The organism is Amycolatopsis taiwanensis DSM 45107 (assembly GCF_000519205.1).
GTDB classification, from domain to species: Bacteria; Actinomycetota; Actinomycetes; order Mycobacteriales; family Pseudonocardiaceae; genus Amycolatopsis_E; species Amycolatopsis_E taiwanensis.
Genome location: NZ_JAFB01000004.1, coordinates 22,608 through 39,936 on the forward strand (window position 1 = coordinate 22,608; position 17,329 = coordinate 39,936).

Below are 17,329 nucleotides of genomic sequence, written 5' to 3' on the forward strand. Positions count from 1 at the left end.
GGCCACCCCGGTGCGCACCAGAGCGTGCCAAGTGAATGTGCACAGAGTGAGCATCCTAGCCTTGTCCGAGCTGGTCTCGGTTGAGCTGGCCCCACGGACCGCGATATGTGGCCTACGCTCCAGGCGTGCGGCGTGCTGTCGTGCCCTGTAGGCAGCCGGAGAAGGAGGTCGCGTGAGTAGCCTTGTGTCAAGTCACGGCAATCAAGGTGACCACGGCGCCGCACTCGCGGAGGAGCAAGCGTGAGCGACGAGGGTCGCCTGGTCGCCGGCCGCTACCGGGTCGTGCGGCGGATCGGCAGTGGCGCCATGGGGGCGGTCTGGCAGGCGTATGACGAAGTGCTCGCGCGCACGGTAGCGATCAAGCAGCTGCTGCTGCAGCCCGGACTCGATCAGCACGAAGCCGAGGACGCGAAGCAGCGCACGATGCGGGAGGGCCGGATCGCCGCCCGGCTGCACCACCCGAACGCGATCACCGTCTTCGATGTCGTCACCGACGACAACGGGCACCCTTGTCTGGTCATGGAGTACCTCCAGTCGACGAGCCTGGCCGAGGTGCTCCGCGACCAGAAAACCCTGCCGCCGATGGACGTGGCCCGGATCGGCGCGCAGATCGCCGCTGCGCTGAAAGAGGCGCACGCGGTCGGCATCGTGCACCGCGACATCAAGCCGGGCAACATCCTGCTCGCCGACAACGGGCTGGTGAAGATCACCGACTTCGGCATCTCGCGGGCCAAGGACGACGTCACGGTCACCAAGACCGGGATGATCGCGGGCACCCCGGCGTACCTCGCGCCCGAGGTCGCCATTGGCAGCGATCCAGGTCCAGAGTCCGACATCTTCTCACTGGGCTCCACGTTGTACGCGGCCTGCGAAGGCCAGCCGCCGTTCGGGTTGAGCGAGAACACGCTCGGCCTGCTGCATGCGGTCGCGGCCGGGCAGATCAATCCGCCCCGGCAGTCCGGCCCCATGGCGAGCGTGCTCGCCGTGTTGCTGCACCCCGACGTCGAGCACCGCCCGACCGCGGCCGAGACGGAGGAACTGCTCAGCGCGGTGGCGCGCGGTGAGACCCCGCTCGGCGGTACCGCCGGCGACCCGACCCAGTTGGCCAGTGCGGCCGGGCTGCTCGGCGGCCCGGGGGCCACCATGGCGTTGCCGTCCGACGCCGTGGCGCCCGGCGGCACCCCGTCGGATGGCTTCTACGACGACTACGACTATGACGACGGGTACGGTCGCACGACGGCCTATCCGGCCAACGACTACGACCAGACCAGGCGAGCGCCGGTCGCGGGTGGACATGACGGGTACCCGCCCGACGGTGAGCCCGGCCAGAACGAGCGAAAGAGCGGCAAGTGGAAGGCGGCCGCGATCGCCGGTGGCGCGGCCGCCGTACTGGTTGGCCTGGTGGTCTGGCTGTTCAGTGGTCCGGGCAAGGTCGACAACAACAGCAACAACAACACGAACACGCCCCCGCCGCCGGCCACGTCGAGCAGCATGGTGCAGACCACTGAAACCGCGACCGAAACGGTCACCGCTTCCAGCAGCCAGTCTCCCAGCGCGAACACCAAGTCTTCGAAACGCAGTACGAACACGCAACCGTCGAACAGCGACGAGACTTCGAACACCTCGAGTTCCAAGCACTCATCCTCCTCGTCCGCCCCATCGAGCCCGCCCAAGACCCCGACCGGGACTTCGACCAGCCCAGCCGGTGATTAGTAGGGTGGAGGGCGAAAGTCTGATCGTTCTGGCGTCGAAAGGGTTCCGTGGGTACTGAGGGCTCGCTCGTCGGCGGTCGGTACCGGCTCGACCAGCCGATCGGCCGCGGCCGTGCTGGGATCGTGTGGCTTGCCTACGACACGCAGTTGAACCGAACTGTTGCGGCAAAGCGGATGTACGTGCAGCCGGGTGTGCCTCAGGCCGTCGACACCGCCGTGCAGGAAGGCCGGGCCGCGACTCGCGTACAGCACAACTGCGCGATCACGGTGTACGACGTGGTGGTCGACGGATCCGAGCCGTGGCTGGTGATGGAGTACGTCCCGTCGCGCAACATGGCGGATTTCCTTGCCGAACACGGCATTCTGACTCCCGAACAGACGGCCTTCCTCGGCATCCAGCTCGCGTCCGCGCTCACCGCGGCGCATCGGGTGGGCCTCCTGCACCGCAGCCTGGAACCGGGCAATGTGCTGCTCGCCGACGACGGCGGGGTGAAGGTCACCGACATCGGCATCTGGGGCGCCGGCCCCAACTCGTCGTTCCAGGCGCCAGAACTGTCCAAGGGACAGCCGGCCGAACCCGCAACGGACGCGTTCTCGCTGGGCGCCACGCTTTACGTGGCGGTCGAAGGCGTGCCGCCGATCGGCGAGGACGGGACGGTGCGACAGCCGCAACGGGCCGGGCAGCTGACCGGTGCGCTGATGAAGCTGCTGCGCGAAGACCCGATCATGCGGCCCACGCTGGCCGACAGCATCACGGCCTTCCAGGCCATCACGCAAGGACGTCAGACGGCGTTCATTCCGCCGACCGCACCGGTCATGCCAACGGTGCCGGTCATGCCGCCCAGCCAGCCGATGGTCGCGCCCAGGCCGCCGGTGGTCACGATTTCACCGTCCAAGGTGCGCGCGGTGATCCTCACCGTGATGGCGGTGCTGTGCGCGGCCGCGATCGGAATCGGCATCACGCAACTGCTGTTCCTCTGAGCGGCCGGGCCCTACGGCTGGCCCTCCCGAAGCCGGAACTCGGATGCCTGAAGCCGGAACTCGGATGCCTGGACCGGGGACACGCCGGCCGTCAGACGAGCCGGCGGTCGGAGGCCCAACGGGAAAGCTCATAGCGGTTGGACAGCTGGGTCTTCCGCAACACGCTCGACACGTGGGTCTCGACCGTCTTCACCGAAATGAACAGCTCCGACGCGATCTCCTTGTACGCGTAGCCCCGCGCGAGCAGGCGCAGCACGTCCCGCTCGCGCGGGGTGAGCAGGTCCAGTTCGGGGTCGCTGATCGGCGCCGACCCCGGGCGGTCGGCGAAGGCGTCCAGCACGAACCCGGCCAGCCTCGGTGAGAACACCGCATCCCCGTCGGCCACCCGGGAAACGGCCCGGACCAGTTCCTTGGAGGAGATCGTCTTGGTGACGTAGCCGCGGGCACCGGCGCGAATGACCGCGATCACGTCCTCGGCCGCGTCGGACACCGAAAGCGCCAGGAACACCACGTCCGGCAGCTCCGTCCGGACCCGCCGCAACACCTCGGCGCCACCGCCGTCGGGCATGTGCACGTCCAGCAGCACCACCTGCGGTTTCACGCGGAGAATCCCGGCGACCGCTTCGGCCACCGAGCCCGCCTCGCCGACCACGCGCACCTCGTCGGTGATGGAATCCAGTTCCGTGCGCACACCGGCGCGGAACAGTGCATGGTCGTCGACCAGGAAGACGGTCACGGGGCTGTCAGTCACGAGGATCCCTTCTTCGCCACCGGCATCTCAAGCTGTACCTCGGTGCCCTCGCCGGGCGCGGTACGCAGCCGGACGGTGCCGCCATTGCGTTCCATCCTGCCGCGGATCGAATCGGCGAGCCCGTGGCGGTGTTGCGGCACTGTCTCCGGATCGAAGCCCTTGCCCCGGTCACGCACGAACACCGTAACCGATGTCGGTTCCACCTCGGCGTACACGCTTACTTCTTCGACGCCCGCGTGCTTGGCCGCGTTCACAATCGCTTCCCGGGCGGCCTGAACCAGCGCGGTCAGCGGCTCGTCGAGCTCCGCATCGCCGACGACGACCTGCGACACCGAGATCGCGAAGGAGTCCTCCACTTCGCCACAGGCCGCGGCCAGCGCCACGGAAAGCTGGCCGCTGGCGACTTTCTGGCGCTCGCCGTAACCGGACGGCCCGTACAGCCAGCCACGCAGTTCGCGCTCCTGGCCGCGCGCCAGCCGCGCGACCTCCTTCGGCGCCTCGGCCTGTTTCTGGATCAGCGCTAGGGTCTGCAACACCGAATCGTGCAGGTGGGCCGCGATCTCCGCGCGCTCCTCGGTGCGGATGCGAGCGCGGCGTTCCTCACCGAGATCGCGCACCATGCGCACCCAGAACGGGATGGTCAGTACCGCGACTCCGACCAGCGTGGCCAGCACGGCGATCAGCGCGAACTTGATCTGGTCGAAGCTCCCGCTGCGCACCACCACCACGCCGATGCCGGTCACCACCAGCGCGGCACCGGCCAGCACCCGCACCATGGCGGACCAGCCGCCACCCCCGACGACGACTCCCGCGACACCGGATCGCGCCCCGTCCCGCCATCGCCGGCGCTGGGACTCGTCGGCCTCCCGCCAGACCACCGCGGCGCCGACCAGGGCGACCGCCACCGGAACGGCCACCCAGCCGCTGATCGCGCCGCTGAGCATGCTGCTGCCGACGGAAAGGCCGATGCCGAGGAGGACCAGCGCAAGCGCTTGCTGTCGTTCCTTGGTGGAGGCCGGTTCGGTGGCCTCCTCGTTGGCTTGCTGCGGGACGAAAACCCACAACAGGCCGTACGCGACCATGCCCGCGCCACCGAAGGCCGCGAGCACGGCGAAGGCCGCACGCACCCACAGCACCCGGACGCCGAGATGGTCGGCGAGCCCGCCGGACACCCCGGCGACCGCGCGGCCGGAGCGGCGGCGGTACAGCTTCGGCGACTCGTCAAGCTCGGCCGGCGAGCGCGTGGCGGTGGCCGGCGTCACGGCCGGTTCCCGAACCTGTTCCTGCACGGTGTCCATGGTTCTGACATGGTCACATGCCCGCAAGCAAGGACGCATCGGGGAATGACCCTGATCCGGAATCTCAGGGAGGTTCCCCGATGCGTACGCACGCGGACTGCCGCATGCTCTTGGTCATGAGTGGCGCAAACGCAGCATCGAGCTCGCCTGGACCGGGCGGCTTCGAGGAGACTCTCAAGGACTTCTGGGCCAGCCGCCCGCGACGTCCGATTCACGGCCGCAAGGTCGCCGGGGTCGCCGCCGGAATCGGCAACCGGTACGGCATCGACCCGGTGCTCGTCCGGGTGGCGTTCGTGACCGCCACCATCTTCGGTGGCGCCGGCGTGTCCCTCTATCTGCTGTCCTGGCTGCTGTTCCCCGGGGAGTACGACGAAGTTTCGCCGATCGAGGCGCTGGCCGGACACCACCGGAGCTCGATGTCCAAGGGCTTCACGATCGCGCTGATCGTCCTGTTCTTCCCGCTCACCAGTTGGGCCTTCGCCGGTGGGTGGTTCAGCGGGGGCGGCGTGATCGGACTGGCGATGCTGGTGACCGCGCTCTACCTGCTGCACCGCAGTCGCGGGCAGTTCAACCGGCCGGTCGCTCCAGTCGTCGAGAAAGCGACCGGCGCCGCCTTCTCCATGTCGTCGTCGGCGCCCTCGGCGGAACGATCGTCGAGCTGGGACCCGCTCGGCGCGGCGCCGCTGGGCTGGGATCTGCCGGATCCCGCACCCGCGCCGACACCACCACCCCCACGGAAACCCGCACCATCGCGCCGGCGCAATTCCGCGGTCGGCCTCGCCACCTTCGCGGTCGCACTGGTCGTGGCCGGCGTCGGAGCGGCGCTGGGCAGCAGTGGGGTGACCTGGTTCTCGGTGCAGCACATCATCGGCCTGGCGCTGGGCGTGCTGGGGGTGGGCATGGTCACCGGCGCCTTCCTCAACGGCGGCCGGGGCCTGATCGGCTGGGCGATCCCGCTGTCCATCGCCGGGCTGGTGACGACCGCGGTGCCGATCAGCGACTACACCGGCGGCTACGGGAACATCACTGCCGTGCCACACACCGCCGCCGAGGTTCAGCGGGTGTACCAGCACACCGCGGGTGACATCGACCTCGACCTCACCCGGTTGGACGCGACGGCCCCGGTCACCACGGATGTCCGCAACGGCGCCGGAAACACCACCGTCGTCGTGCCGGCCAATGCGGACGTCCGGTACAGCTGCCAGGTCCAGGCCGGCAACGTCGACTGCCTGGGCAACCAGAGCGACGGTGTGGGGAGGGCAGCGGTCACCGGCACGGATCTCGGGCCGGACGGTGTCGGCGGGCCACAGATCACCCTGAACATCAGGCAGGCCGCGGGCAGCGTGGAGGTGCGTCGTGACTGAAAACCCGTACCAGTGCGAGGAAACCGAGCAGTCCCCGCAGCGTCGCCGGGTGAACTTGTTCACGCTGATCCTCGGTGTGGCCACACTCCTGGTGTCCGCCTACGTGCTCACCGATGGCGCGACCTGGTTGCCCCACCTGGACCTGCGCTGGATCCTCGCGGGCGGCGCGGTGCTCGTCGGGACGCTCATGCTCGGCGCTTCGATGCGCCGGAAGTAGCACACTTTTGCGCCACTGACCGGTTACAGAGTGGCAGCCTCCCCCGGAACGCCAACCCGGGGGAGGCAATTGTGGTAGGTCGTCCGCGGCTCAGAATGAGCCGGCATTGGCTCCTACCCATCGAATCGATGGCCATGCCAGGTCGGACCGAACAGTCGAGATAGGTCAGGCCGACCGTGCTTGCGGCTCAACGAGTGTGGAACTCGCGCACCTTGAATGTGGAACTCACGCGCCCTGAGTGTGGGACACGCGCACCTTGAAGGTGGGACTCGCGGTCACTCCCACTCGATGGTGCCCGGGGGCTTGCTGGTCACGTCCAGGACCACCCGGTTGACCTCGGGCACCTCGTTGGTGATCCGGGTCGAGATCCGCTCGAGCACTTCGTAGGGCAGACGGGTCCAGTCGGCGGTCATGGCGTCCTCGCTGGACACCGGCCGCAGCACCACCGGATGCCCGTAGGTCCGGCCGTCGCCCTGCACCCCGACGCTGCGGACCTCGGCGAGCAGAACAACCGGGCACTGCCAGATGGTCCGGTCCAGACCAGCGGCGGTGAGTTCCTCGCGGGCGATCGCGTCGGCGGCACGCAGCGTTTCCAGGCGGTCCGCGGTGACCTCGCCGATGATCCGGATGCCCAGCCCCGGGCCGGGGAAGGGCTGCCGGTGCACGATCGTCTCCGGCAGGCCCAGTTCCAGGCCGACCCGGCGCACCTCGTCCTTGAACAGCAGGCGCAGCGGCTCGACCAGTTCGAACTGCAGGTCCTCGGGCAGGCCGCCGACGTTGTGGTGGCTCTTGATGTTGGCGGCGCCGGTCCCGCCGCCGGATTCGACCACGTCGGGGTAGAGCGTGCCCTGGACCAGGAACCGGTAGTCCCCTTCGGCCTTGAGGTCCCGCTCGGCCTGCTCGAACACCCGGATGAACTCGCGACCGATGATCTTGCGCTTCTCCTCCGGGTCACTGACGCCCGCCAGCGCGTCGAGGAAGCGTTCGCGGGCGTCGACGGTGACCAGGTTCACCCCGGTCGCCGCGACGAAGTCCCGCTCGACCTGAGCGCGTTCACCGGCGCGCAGCAGCCCGTGGTCGACGAAAACGCAGGTCAGCCGGTCCCCGATGGCACGCTGGACGAGCGCCGCGGCGACCGCCGAGTCCACGCCACCGGACAGCGCGCAGATCGCCCGGCCATCCCCGACCTGTGCGCGGACCTTGGCGACCTGGTCGTCCACGATCGACGCGGTGGTCCATTCCGGACGGATGCCGGCGATCTCGTGCAGGAACCGGCGCAGCACCTCCTGGCCGTGCGGAGAGTGCAGCACCTCCGGGTGGTACTGAACGCCGGCGTACCGCTCGGACGGGTTCTCGTAGGCCGCGACCGGGGCGCCCTCCGAAGTCGCGGTGACCGCGGCACCGTCGGGAGCCTTCGTGACGCTGTCGCCGTGGCTCATCCAGACCTGGTGGCGGCCGGGAAGTTCGCGGTGCAGCACGCCGCCGTCGCCGAGGAGGTTGATCTCGGTGCGGCCGAACTCACGCGCGCCGGTGGCCTCGACGACGCCGCCGAGTGCCTGGGCAAGCACGTGAAAGCCGTAGCAGATGCCGAAGATCGGCACGCCGGTCCTGGCCAGCTCCGGATCCATGCCCGGCGCCCCTGGGGAGTAGGCGCTCGCCGGGCCACCGGAGAGGACGATCGCGGCCGGCTTCTTCGCCAGGATCTCCTCGACCGTCGCCGTGTGCGGCACGACCTCGGAGTACACCTGGGCCTCGCGGACCCGGCGGGCGATCAGCTGCGCGTATTGCGCGCCGAAGTCGACGACCACGACGGGACCTGTCGGACTGGGCACCTGCATCTCCTCGAACATCCGGCGTTTACCACCATCGTCCCAGGTGAGCTGCGCCACCGTGCCCCCGGCCCGGGTCCGCGCCCGGCGAGCCTACGGTGGGCGCATGGACACGATCACTCCGCAGCCGCGGCCCGCCTGGATCGCCGGCCGGCCCGAGCAGGGCGAGGGAACGCTCCTGGTCAGCCATCCCTTCGACGGCACCGAGGTCGCCGCCGTCGCGGTGCCCGGAACGGAGCAGGTCGAGCGTGCGGTCGCCGCGGCCGCGGCCGTGGCACCGGAGTTGCGGCGGGCGCCCGCGCATGTGCGCGCCGATGCGCTCGATCTCCTCTCGCGTGGCCTGGCCGAGCGCGCCGAGGAACTGGCCGAGGTGATCACCGCGGAGAACGGCAAGCCGTTCAAATGGTCGGAAGCCGAGGTCCGCCGCGCGATCTCGGTGTTCCGGATCGCCGCGGAAGAGGCGCGCCGGTTCACCGGCGACCTGCAACGGCTCGACACCGACGAGTCGGGAGAGGGCCGGCTCGCGATGATCCGGCGGGTGCCGCGCGGACCGGTGCTCGGGATCTCGCCGTTCAACTTCCCGCTCAACCTGGTGGCGCACAAGGTGGCCCCGGCGCTTGCCGTGGGCGCCCCGATCATCGTCAAGCCCGCGCCGCGCACCCCGCTGTCCGCACTGATTCTCGGCGAACTCCTCGCGGAGACAGGCCTGCCGGAAGGCGCGTTCTCCGTGCTGCCGCTCGGCAATGAGGAAACCAGGGCGCTGGTGGCCGACCCTCGGCTGCCGGTGGTCTCCTTCACCGGCTCGGGCCCGGTGGGCTGGGCGCTGGCCGAAGCGGCGCCGCGCAAGCACGTGGTGCTGGAGCTGGGCGGAAACGCGGCCGCCGTCGTACTCGGCGACTGGCCCGACCTGCCCGGAGCGGCGGCCCGCATCGCCACCTTCGGCAACTATCAGGCCGGACAATCCTGTATCGCGGTGCAGCGGGTGATCGTGGAGCGCTCGGTCGCCGACGAATTCGTGCCCGCGCTCGTGTCCGCCGTGGCGGCGCTGAACACCGGCGACCCGTACGACACCGGTGTCGATGTCGGCCCGGTGGTGGACGAAGCCGCCGCGAAGCGGATCATGGACTGGATCGCGGAGGCGGTGGCCGGTGGCGCGAAGGTTCTCACCGGAGGCACGAGGGAAGGCACGAGCGTCGAGCCGACCGTGCTCACCGACGTCCCGCCGGATGCCAGGGCGTGGGCGGACGAGATCTTCGGGCCGGTGCTCGCGGTATCCGTTGTGGACAGTGCGGATGAGGCCCTGGCGGCGGTCAACGCGTCGGCGTTCGGTCTGCAGGCCGGCATCTTCACCCGCGATCTCCCGCTGGCGTTCCGGGCTTCCGCGGAGCTGGAGGTCGGCGGGGTGATCATCGGCGACGTGCCGTCGTACCGGGCCGATCAGATGCCCTATGGCGGGGTGAAAGGTTCCGGCGTCGGCCGCGAAGGCGTGCTGGCGGCGATGCGCGACCTCACCGAGGACCGGGTCACGGTGTTCGCCGGGATCGACCTATAGCCGCAGGGCCGTCGGGGCACCGTCGGGAACGGCCGGTTCCTTCGGCGCGACCGGGTCCAGCCGGCGGTAGCCCGCGGTCTGGTCCGGGCGCGGATCGGCTTCGCCCTTGTTCGGCCACAGGGAGAACGCTCGCTCGGCCTGGGCGGTGATGGTGAGCGCCGGGTTGACACCGAGGTTCGCACTGATCGCCGTACCGTCCACAACGGACAGCCCTGGATAGCCGAACACCCGGTGGTACGGGTCGATGACGCCCTCCGAAGCGTTCGCCCCGATCGGCGCGCCGCCGATGAAGTGCGCGGTCAGCGGGATGTTGAAGATCTCGCCCCAGGTGCCACCGGCCACGCCGCCGATGTGCTCGGCCGTGCGCAGGTTCGCCCGGTGCCCGGCCTCGATGAAGGTGGGATTCGGCTCGCCGTGGCCCTGCTTCGAGGTGTACCGGCGGCCGAACAGTCCTCGCCTGGTGAAGGTGGTGATCGAGTTGTCCAGGCTCTGCATCACCAGCAGGATGACCGTCCGCTCGCTCCACCTGCGGCTGTTGAGCAGGGACACCGTTTGCCGCGGGTGCCTCGCGACGAATCGCAGGGCCTGGACCCACCGCGGCACTGCCGAGGCGCCATCCGTGGCGATGGTCTGCAGCAGGCTCATCGCGTTGCTGCCCTTGCCATAGCGCACGGGCTCGATGTGAGTCGTCTCGTCGGGATGGATGGACGACGTGATGGCCACGCCCCGGCTGAAATCCCGGTCGGGGTCGACCGTGCGCCGGGCGGCGCCGATGATCGCCTCCGAGTTGGTCCTGGTGAGCTCGCCCAGCCGCGGTGACAGCCGGGGCAGCGCGCCGGTGTCCCGCATCCGGTGCAGCAGACGCTGGGTTCCCCAGGTGCCGGCGGCCAGCACGACCTTCTCCGCGGTGAGCGTTCGCCGGCACCGCGACGACGAGCTGCCGGTCCGGCGGATGTCGACCTCGAACCGGCCGTCTCCGTGCGGCCGGACGGCGGTGACCGTGGTCATCGGAATGACCTTCGCGCCGCCGCGTTCAGCCAGGTAGAGATAGTTCTTGACCAGGGTGTTCTTCGCGCCCACCCGGCAGCCGGTCATGCACGACCCGCATTCGGTGCAGCCGGTGCGCCGGGGACCCACGCCGCCGAAGTACGGATCGTCGACGGTCTCGCCGGGCTTGCCGAAATACACCCCGACCGGCGTCGGGCGAAAGGTGTCCGCCACCCCCAGATCGGCGGCGACCTTGCGCATCACCTCGTCCGACGGCGTGATGGTGGGATTGGTGACCACGCCCAGCATGCGGCTCGCCTGGTCGTAGTAGGGCGCCAGCTCGGACTCCCAGTCCGTGATGTGCGCCCACTGCCGGTCGGTGTAGAAGGGCTTGAGCGGCCGGTACAGCGTGTTGGCGTAGACCAGCGATCCGCCGCCGACACCCGCGCCGGCGAGGATCATGACGTCCCGGAGCAGATGCACGCGCTGGATGCCGAAGCAGCCGAGCGGGGGCGCCCACAGGTATCGCCTGAGGTCCCAGGAGGTCTCCGCGAACTCGTCGTCGGCGAACCGGCGGCCCGCCTCGATGACGGCTACCCGGTAGCCCTTCTCGGTCAGCCGCAGGGCGGCGACGCTGCCCCCGAAGCCGGAACCGACAACGATCACGTCAAAGGGGTCTGAGGGCTTGCCCCCAGTCGGGGGCGTGGGGGCAGAGCCCCCACAGAAGGCAGAGTCAGCGGCGTTGCTGTTACCCGTGGTCACAGGTGCAGCCTAGTCAAAACCGCTAGGGCATGAGTGACCCGTTACTCCCCGAAATCGGCATGAACTCCTCACTCATGCCTGGACTTTCGGCATGGACGGACCACTCATGCACGGGTTACCTACGGACCGACAGGCCGACCTTCTGGAACTCCTTGAGGTCGGAGTAGCCCGTCTTCGCCAGTGCGCGACGAAGGGCGCCGAACAGGTTCACCGCACCCTCGGCGTCCGACGAAGGCCCGTACAGCAGGGTCTTGAGATCCACCTTGAGGTCGGGCCCGGCCGCGACCCGCGACCGCGGCAGCGAGGGATGCGCGGCGGCCGCCGTCCAGTACAGGCCGTGTCCCGGCGCCTCGGAGGCCGCCGCGAGGGGCGCGCCGAGCATCACGGCGTCCGCACCACAAGCGATGGCCTTGGCGATGTCGCCGGACGACGTCATGCCCCCGTCGGCCAGCACGTGGACGTACCGGCCACCGGTCTCGTCGAGATAGTCCCGCCGGGCCGCGGCCGCGTCGATGATGGCCGTCGCCATCGGCACGCCGATGCCCAGCACGCGGTCGGTGCTGGTGATGCCCGGCGTGTACCCGTGGCCGACGATCACCCCGGCGGCGCCGGTGCGCATCAGGTGCATGGCGGTCCGGTAGTCGGCCACCCCGCCGGCGATCACCGGCACGTCCAGCCGGCCGATGAAGTCCTTGAGATCCAACGGGTCGTCGTCGCGGGCGACGTGCTCGGCGGACACGATCGTGCCCTGCACCACGAGGATCTCCACCCCGGCCGCGATCAGGTGCGGGGTGAGCTCGGCGGCGTGCTGGGGGCTCACCCGGGCGGCCACGGTGGCACCGGACTCGCGCACGGTCCGCAGCGCCTGGCCGAGCAGTTCGGGCTGCACCGGCGCCGAGTGCAGTTCCTGCAGCAGCCGCACCAGCGCGGTCGGATCCTCGTCCTTGGCCGTCTCGGCAAGCCGGCCGATCGCCGCCTCGGCGTCGGCGTGGCGGGCCCACAGGCCCTCCGCGTTGAGCACGCCCAGCCCGCCGAGCTTGCCGATCGCCACCGCGCTCTCCGGCGACACGACGGCGTCCGTCGGATGCGTCACCAGCGGCAGGTCGAACCGGTAGGCGTCGATCTGCCAGGCGGTGGACACAACGGCGGACGAGCGCGTCCGCCGCGACGGGACGATCTCCACGTCGTCGAGGTCGTACGCCCGCCGCGCGGTACGCCCCATGCCGATCTCGACCAGATCCCGCACGTAAAGATCCTTTCCTGCCGCCGATCCCGGCGGCCCGTTCTCGCCCGGTGACTCGACGCGGCCGGACAGCTTACCGCGAGGTGTAGTTCGGGGCCTCGACAGTCATCGTGACGTCATGAGGGTGGCTTTCCTTCAGCCCGGCAGCGGTGATCCGCACCAACTGCGCCTCCTGCAACGCGGCCACGGTCTCCGCGCCCGCGTAACCCATGCCGGAGCGCAACCCGCCGACCAACTGGTGCACCACGTTGACCAGCGGCCCGCGGAAGGGGATGCGCCCCTCGATGCCCTCGGGCACCAGTTTGTCCTCGGAGAGCACGTCGTCCTGCGCGTAACGGTCCTTCGAGTAGGACTTCCGCCCGTCGCGCGACTGCATCGCCCCCAGCGAGCCCATCCCACGGTAGGTCTTGAACTGCTTGCCGTTGACCAGGATCAGGTCGCCGGGCGCCTCCGCGGTGCCGGCCAGCAGGCTGCCCAGCATCACCGAGGACGCGCCGGCCGTGATGGCCTTGGCGATGTCACCCGAGTACTGGATGCCGCCGTCGCCGATCACCGGGACGCCGGCCGGGCGGCACGCCTGGTCGGCCTCGTAGATCGCGGAGATCTGCGGCACACCGACCCCGGCCACGATCCGGGTGGTGCAGATCGAGCCCGGCCCGACCCCCACCTTGACCGCATCCGCACCGGCGTCCACCAGTGCCTGCGCCCCGGCGCGGGTCGCCACGTTCCCGCCGACGACGTCGACCGAGTCGCCGAACTCCTTCTTCAGCAGCTTGACCATGTCGACGACGGCGCGCGAATGGCCGTGCGCCGTGTCGACCATCAGCACGTCCACCCCGGCGTCGGCAAGCGCCATCGCCCGCTGGTGCCCGGCGGCGCCGATCCCGACCGCCGCACCGACGAGCAACCGGCCGTCGGGGTCCTTGGTCGCGTTGGGGTACTGCTCGGTCTTGACGAAGTCCTTCACGGTGATCAGGCCGCGCAGCTTGCCCGCGCCGTCGACGATCGGCAGCTTCTCGATCTTGTTGCGGCGCAGCAGCCCGAGCGCGGCGTCCGCGGTCACCCCGACCTGTGCGGTGATCAGCGGCTGCCTGGTCATCACCTCGCTGACCGGGCGGCTGTAGTCCACCTCGAAGCGCATGTCGCGGTTGGTGATGATGCCGACGAGGGTGCCGGAGGCGTCGGTGACCGGCACGCCGGAGATGCGAAACCGCGCGCACAGCGCGTCCACCTCGGCGAGGGTGTCGTCCGGCGAGCAGGTCACCGGGTCGGTGACCATGCCGGCCTCGGACCGCTTGACCACCTCGACCGCCGCCGCCTGCTCCTCGATGGACATGTTGCGGTGCAGCACACCCATGCCACCCTGGCGGGCCATGGCGATGGCCATGCGGGACTCCGTGACGGTGTCCATGGCCGCCGAGAGCAGCGGGACACGCAGCGTGATGTTGCGGGACAACCTGGTCGAGGTGTCCACCGCGCTGGGCACCACGTCCGACTCCGCGGGCAGCAGCAGGACGTCGTCAAAGGTCAGGCCCAGCATCGCGAACTTGTCATGGGGGGCGAACTCGCTCGTCATGGCTGGCGATTGACCTTCCTCGGCTTCCGGTAAACCTGCCTTGATGGTATCCGCCGACGGCGACGGCAGAGCCTCGGGACGGGCACAACGTGACGAGAAGAACCACTGCTCACGGGCATTCCGGGAAAGGCACTGGACAGGAGATGGTCCCGGCCGGGTACCGTGCCACGCGTGCCGCACGATGTGTTGCCTCCCGACCCGTTTGCCGACGACCCCGACGACCCGGCCGCAGGCCTGGGTTCCTTCGAGGACGAGCCGGCCGAGCAGATCGACGCGCAAACCCGCGCCGACCTGCTCGCCGACCTCTCCGACCTGGCGGTTTACCAGGCGCTGCTGGAGCCCCGGGGAATCCGCGGAATCGTCGTGGACTGCGGTGAGTGTGAGGAGCCGCACTACCACGACTGGCACCTGCTGCGCGCCAGCCTCGAACAGTTGCTGTCGGACGGCCGGATGCGGCCACACGAGCCGGCCTACGATCCCGACCCGGCCAACTACGTCAGCTGGGATTACTGCCGCGGCTTCGCCGACGGCGTCACGGCCACCGAAAGCGCCTACTGACCGCTCGCGAAAGCGAGGAAGGGGCGTTTGCTACGGATAACCGGAGCCGAGCCAGGCAGGCGCGCCCCCGTTCTCACGCATAGCGTGCACACCACGAATGCGGCCGGTTTCACCGGCCGCATTCGTGGGCTCGGGTCAGTTATCGCCGGAAGATTCGTTGTGGAACGGTGCGACGGGCCCGCCGCCGGCGCCCGAGGTCGTGTCCGAACGGCCCGCGCTCCCGCCCGCCGGGGGCTGGGTCGAGGTGGTGGGCGCCGAAGTTTCGGAACTCGGCGACGTGCTGGGCGTCGTCGTCGACGAGGGCGGCGTCGTGGTGGTCGTCGGCGTAGTGCTCGTGGGCGAGGCCGACGAGGACTCGGAGGACGCCGGCGGACTGGTGGACACCGGCGGCAATGTCACTTGCCCTGGGTTCTGCAACCGCTCGCTGAGCTGCCTGTGCTCGGCCATCAGCTGGCGCAGGTTGTCCTCCTCGGCGACGTCCTTCAGGTTCACCGCCGCCGCCGCGAGCGCCTGCTGGGCGGCGATGATGTTGCCCTGCGCGATCGCGATGCTGGCCTGCTGCAAATCGGTGCGGGCAGCCGAGGCCGCCTCGACCGAACGCGCGTGGTCGGCGTACAGCACCTTCGTCAGGCCCCACAGCGTGTCGCCGGGCTGCGCACTGCGCGCGGCGATGCTGGTGCCGGTGAACGCGATCGCCAGCACCGCGGCAGCAGCCGCGACCGGCACCAGGAGGCGACGCCGGCGGGCCCGCTTCCCGTGCCGCTTTGCCAGCGACGCGGTCTTCACCGTGGTGACCGCGGTGTCGGTGTCGACCAGTTCCGCCAGCGGCTCGCTGTCGATGTCCCGCCGCCACGCCAGCAGCAGCGCGTTGAGCTCCTGATCGCCGAGGTCGTCGGCCAGCTCGGGGTCGGAACCGCCGAGCGCGTCCAACAGCGCCTCGTCGGCGTTGATCGCGGACAGGTCGGCCTCGAAGGCGGCTTGCGAGGCGCCCATGGTGTCGTCGAGCCCGAGCTTCTCGAGCTGATGTCTGACCTCGTCGCGACTTTCGCGGTCGGCCACTCAGGCCACCTCCTCAGACGCCAGCGCCTTGCGGAGTCGCGCGAGGGCGCGATGCTGGGCCACCCGGACCGCGCCCGGGGTCGAATCGACTGCTTCCGCGGTCTCTTCCGCGGATAGACCTACGACCACTCGGAGCACCACGATCTCGCGTTGTTTGTCCGGCAACACCTGAAGCAGTTGTGCCATGCGGCCGTTCAGCTCCCCCTGTAGGGCGTGCTGCTCCGGACCTATGCCCCGCTCGACCTCGTCGGGAATCTCCGCGACCGGCTCGGCCCGGTTACGAGCCGCCGCCCGGTGCGCATCGGCAACCTTGTGCTGGGCTATGCCGTACACGAAGGCCAGGAAAGGGCGGCCTTGGTCACGGTACGAAGGCAGAGCCGTGAGCACCGCGAGACACACCTCCTGAGCCACATCGTCTGCCGAAGCGAACGAACGCTCCTGCCGGCCAACCCGGGCGCGGCAGTACCGCACCACAAGGGGACGAATCGAGGCAAGCAGCCGCTCCACCGCCTCGGGATCACCCTCGACGGCGGCGGCGACTGGCTCGTCCAGCCCATCCCCCACATTGGTCATCGCAGACCACAGTCCCAGCGTTACGTGTAGGCGTACAAGAATGACGGCGTGCGACGTCCACATCCCTCACGCCGGTGATGCCTACCGTACCTTCCGGCCCCCGCCTCGCTGTTGCACGGTCGGCCCGGCGCGCCGCCTGGCGGTGGCGCCGGCGGCTCCGGCGGGGTCGGCAGAACCTTCATCGAACGACGGGCCTGCGGTTTCACGGTCAGGAAACGAGGCCACGCCGGAAGCCGTGCGCCACGGCCTGCGCACGGTCCCGCACACCCAGCTTGCGGAACAGCCGCCGGGCGTGGGTCTTCACCGTGTCCTCGGACAGGTAGAGCTCGCGGCCGATCTGGCCGTTGCTCTTGCCCTGGCTCATGCCGCGCAGCACCTGCAGCTCGCGCTCGGTGAGCTGGACGCCGGGATCCGCGGGCTGCCGCGGTGCCGGGACCGAGGTGCTGGCCAGAGTGTGCGCGAGGGCGGCGACGAGTTCGGGCCGGGACGCGTCCCATCGCAGGTACCCGCGAGCGCCACCGGCGATCGCCGCGGCGATGCTGCTGGCATCGTCGGGCGCGCCGAAGACGATCACGTTGGCCTGCGGGTTCGCGGACACCAGCCGTCGAGTCGCCTCCACACCGGCCGGCATCGCGCGCTGGGTGCCGACGAGCACGACGTCGACCGGCTGCCGCGAGTACCGGGCCAGCAACTCGTCACCGTGCGCTACACAGTCGATGCGACTGACACCGGGAACGGCAGACATCACGCGGGTAAGCCCTTCCCGAACACTGCGTCGGTCGTCGCAGATCAAGACCGTCGTCACGGGGTTTCCTTCCTGCAGCCGGGTGACATTCCATATCCCCTATCGGACGCTTTAGGCCGCAC

General features: G+C 69.8%; 15 protein-coding genes. 6 read left to right on the forward strand and 9 right to left on the reverse strand.

All coding sequences use genetic code 11. From position 1 onward, the window contains the following. Nucleotides 1-240 precede the first annotated feature (240 nt). Both A3CU_RS0102475 and A3CU_RS0102480 read left to right on the forward strand, forming a co-directional pair. Nucleotides 241-1,713 carry a serine/threonine-protein kinase gene (locus A3CU_RS0102475; protein ID WP_027940917.1) on the forward strand — a complete coding sequence of 491 codons (1,473 nt, stop codon included), beginning with the start codon at nucleotides 241-243 and terminating at the stop codon, nucleotides 1,711-1,713. A gap of 47 nt (nucleotides 1,714-1,760) precedes the next feature. Then, nucleotides 1,761-2,693: a serine/threonine-protein kinase gene (locus A3CU_RS0102480; protein ID WP_027940918.1), complete on the forward strand. Its 933-nt coding sequence runs from the start codon at nucleotides 1,761-1,763 to the stop codon at nucleotides 2,691-2,693. Nucleotides 2,694-2,784: 91 nt separating this feature from the next. On the opposite strand, the gene A3CU_RS0102485 is transcribed toward A3CU_RS0102480, so the two are convergent. Both A3CU_RS0102485 and A3CU_RS0102490 read right to left on the reverse strand, forming a co-directional pair. After that, complete coding sequence (locus A3CU_RS0102485) at nucleotides 2,785-3,444, reverse strand: response regulator (protein WP_425388214.1); 660 nt, start codon at nucleotides 3,442-3,444, stop codon at nucleotides 2,785-2,787. After that, a complete protein-coding gene (locus A3CU_RS0102490) occupies nucleotides 3,441-4,742 on the reverse strand; it encodes an ATP-binding protein (RefSeq protein WP_027940920.1) in 1,302 nt (433 codons plus the stop codon). Before A3CU_RS0102490 ends, A3CU_RS0102485 begins: the two co-directional genes overlap by 4 nt. 116 nt (nucleotides 4,743-4,858) lie before the next feature. On the opposite strand from A3CU_RS0102490, the gene A3CU_RS0102495 reads away from it, so the two are divergent. Both A3CU_RS0102495 and A3CU_RS0102500 read left to right on the forward strand, forming a co-directional pair. Next, entirely contained in the window at nucleotides 4,859-6,106 is a 1,248-nt protein-coding gene (locus A3CU_RS0102495; RefSeq protein ID WP_156960205.1) for a PspC domain-containing protein, read from the forward strand. Further along, entirely contained in the window at nucleotides 6,099-6,323 is a 225-nt protein-coding gene (locus tag A3CU_RS0102500) for a hypothetical protein (RefSeq protein WP_027940922.1), read from the forward strand. The genes A3CU_RS0102495 and A3CU_RS0102500 overlap by 8 nt, the downstream gene beginning before the upstream one ends. Before the next feature lie 275 nt (nucleotides 6,324-6,598). On the opposite strand, the gene guaA is transcribed toward A3CU_RS0102500, so the two are convergent. After that, complete coding sequence (gene guaA, locus A3CU_RS0102505; RefSeq protein ID WP_027940923.1) at nucleotides 6,599-8,155, reverse strand: glutamine-hydrolyzing GMP synthase; 1,557 nt, start codon at nucleotides 8,153-8,155, stop codon at nucleotides 6,599-6,601. Between the two features lie 103 nt (nucleotides 8,156-8,258). Here guaA and A3CU_RS0102510 point away from each other — a divergent pair, with 103 nt between their 5' ends. Continuing rightward, complete coding sequence (locus tag A3CU_RS0102510) at nucleotides 8,259-9,704, forward strand: aldehyde dehydrogenase family protein (protein ID WP_027940924.1); 1,446 nt, start codon at nucleotides 8,259-8,261, stop codon at nucleotides 9,702-9,704. Here A3CU_RS0102510 and A3CU_RS0102515 read toward each other — a convergent pair. The 3 genes from A3CU_RS0102515 to guaB all read right to left on the reverse strand — a co-directional run bounded on the left by A3CU_RS0102515 (nucleotide 9,699) and on the right by guaB (nucleotide 14,272). Continuing rightward, nucleotides 9,699-11,357, reverse strand: a complete 1,659-nt coding sequence (locus A3CU_RS0102515; protein WP_027940925.1) for an FAD-dependent oxidoreductase — start codon at nucleotides 11,355-11,357, stop codon at nucleotides 9,699-9,701. The two genes, A3CU_RS0102510 and A3CU_RS0102515, sit on opposite strands and share 6 nt — an antisense overlap. A 211-nt stretch (nucleotides 11,358-11,568) precedes the next feature. Continuing rightward, complete coding sequence (locus tag A3CU_RS0102520; protein ID WP_027940926.1) at nucleotides 11,569-12,699, reverse strand: GuaB3 family IMP dehydrogenase-related protein; 1,131 nt, start codon at nucleotides 12,697-12,699, stop codon at nucleotides 11,569-11,571. Between the two features lie 70 nt (nucleotides 12,700-12,769). Continuing rightward, nucleotides 12,770-14,272, reverse strand: a complete 1,503-nt coding sequence (guaB, locus tag A3CU_RS0102525; RefSeq protein WP_027940927.1) for an IMP dehydrogenase — start codon at nucleotides 14,270-14,272, stop codon at nucleotides 12,770-12,772. Nucleotides 14,273-14,434: 162 nt separating this feature from the next. Between guaB and A3CU_RS0102530 the strand changes: the two genes are divergently transcribed. Then, nucleotides 14,435-14,830 (forward strand): DUF5319 domain-containing protein, encoded by a 396-nt coding sequence (locus tag A3CU_RS0102530; protein WP_169739586.1) that lies wholly within the window; start codon nucleotides 14,435-14,437, stop codon nucleotides 14,828-14,830. A 135-nt stretch (nucleotides 14,831-14,965) separates the two neighbouring features. On the opposite strand, the gene A3CU_RS43245 is transcribed toward A3CU_RS0102530, so the two are convergent. From A3CU_RS43245 to A3CU_RS0102545, 3 genes are all read right to left on the reverse strand, one after another. Next, complete coding sequence (locus A3CU_RS43245; RefSeq protein ID WP_425388215.1) at nucleotides 14,966-15,889, reverse strand: anti-sigma-D factor RsdA; 924 nt, start codon at nucleotides 15,887-15,889, stop codon at nucleotides 14,966-14,968. Further along, entirely contained in the window at nucleotides 15,890-16,462 is a 573-nt protein-coding gene (locus A3CU_RS0102540; RefSeq protein ID WP_027940929.1) for a sigma-70 family RNA polymerase sigma factor, read from the reverse strand. A 208-nt stretch (nucleotides 16,463-16,670) separates the two neighbouring features. Next, nucleotides 16,671-17,267 carry a response regulator transcription factor gene (locus A3CU_RS0102545; protein ID WP_027940930.1) on the reverse strand — a complete coding sequence of 199 codons (597 nt, stop codon included), beginning with the start codon at nucleotides 17,265-17,267 and terminating at the stop codon, nucleotides 16,671-16,673. Nucleotides 17,268-17,329 lie beyond the last annotated feature (62 nt).

Excerpts from the sequence above, each read along its gene's own strand:
- A3CU_RS0102490 (WP_027940920.1), bottom strand. The coding sequence starts at position 4,742 with ATGGACACCGTGCAGGAACAGGTTCGGGAACCGGCCGTGACGCCGGCC.
- A3CU_RS0102495 (WP_156960205.1), top strand. The coding sequence starts at position 4,859 with ATGAGTGGCGCAAACGCAGCATCGAGCTCGCCTGGACCGGGCGGCTTC.
- A3CU_RS0102510 (WP_027940924.1), top strand. The coding sequence starts at position 8,259 with ATGGACACGATCACTCCGCAGCCGCGGCCCGCCTGGATCGCCGGCCGG.
- guaB (WP_027940927.1), bottom strand. The coding sequence starts at position 14,272 with ATGACGAGCGAGTTCGCCCCCCATGACAAGTTCGCGATGCTGGGCCTG.
- A3CU_RS0102540 (WP_027940929.1), bottom strand. The coding sequence starts at position 16,462 with ATGACCAATGTGGGGGATGGGCTGGACGAGCCAGTCGCCGCCGCCGTC.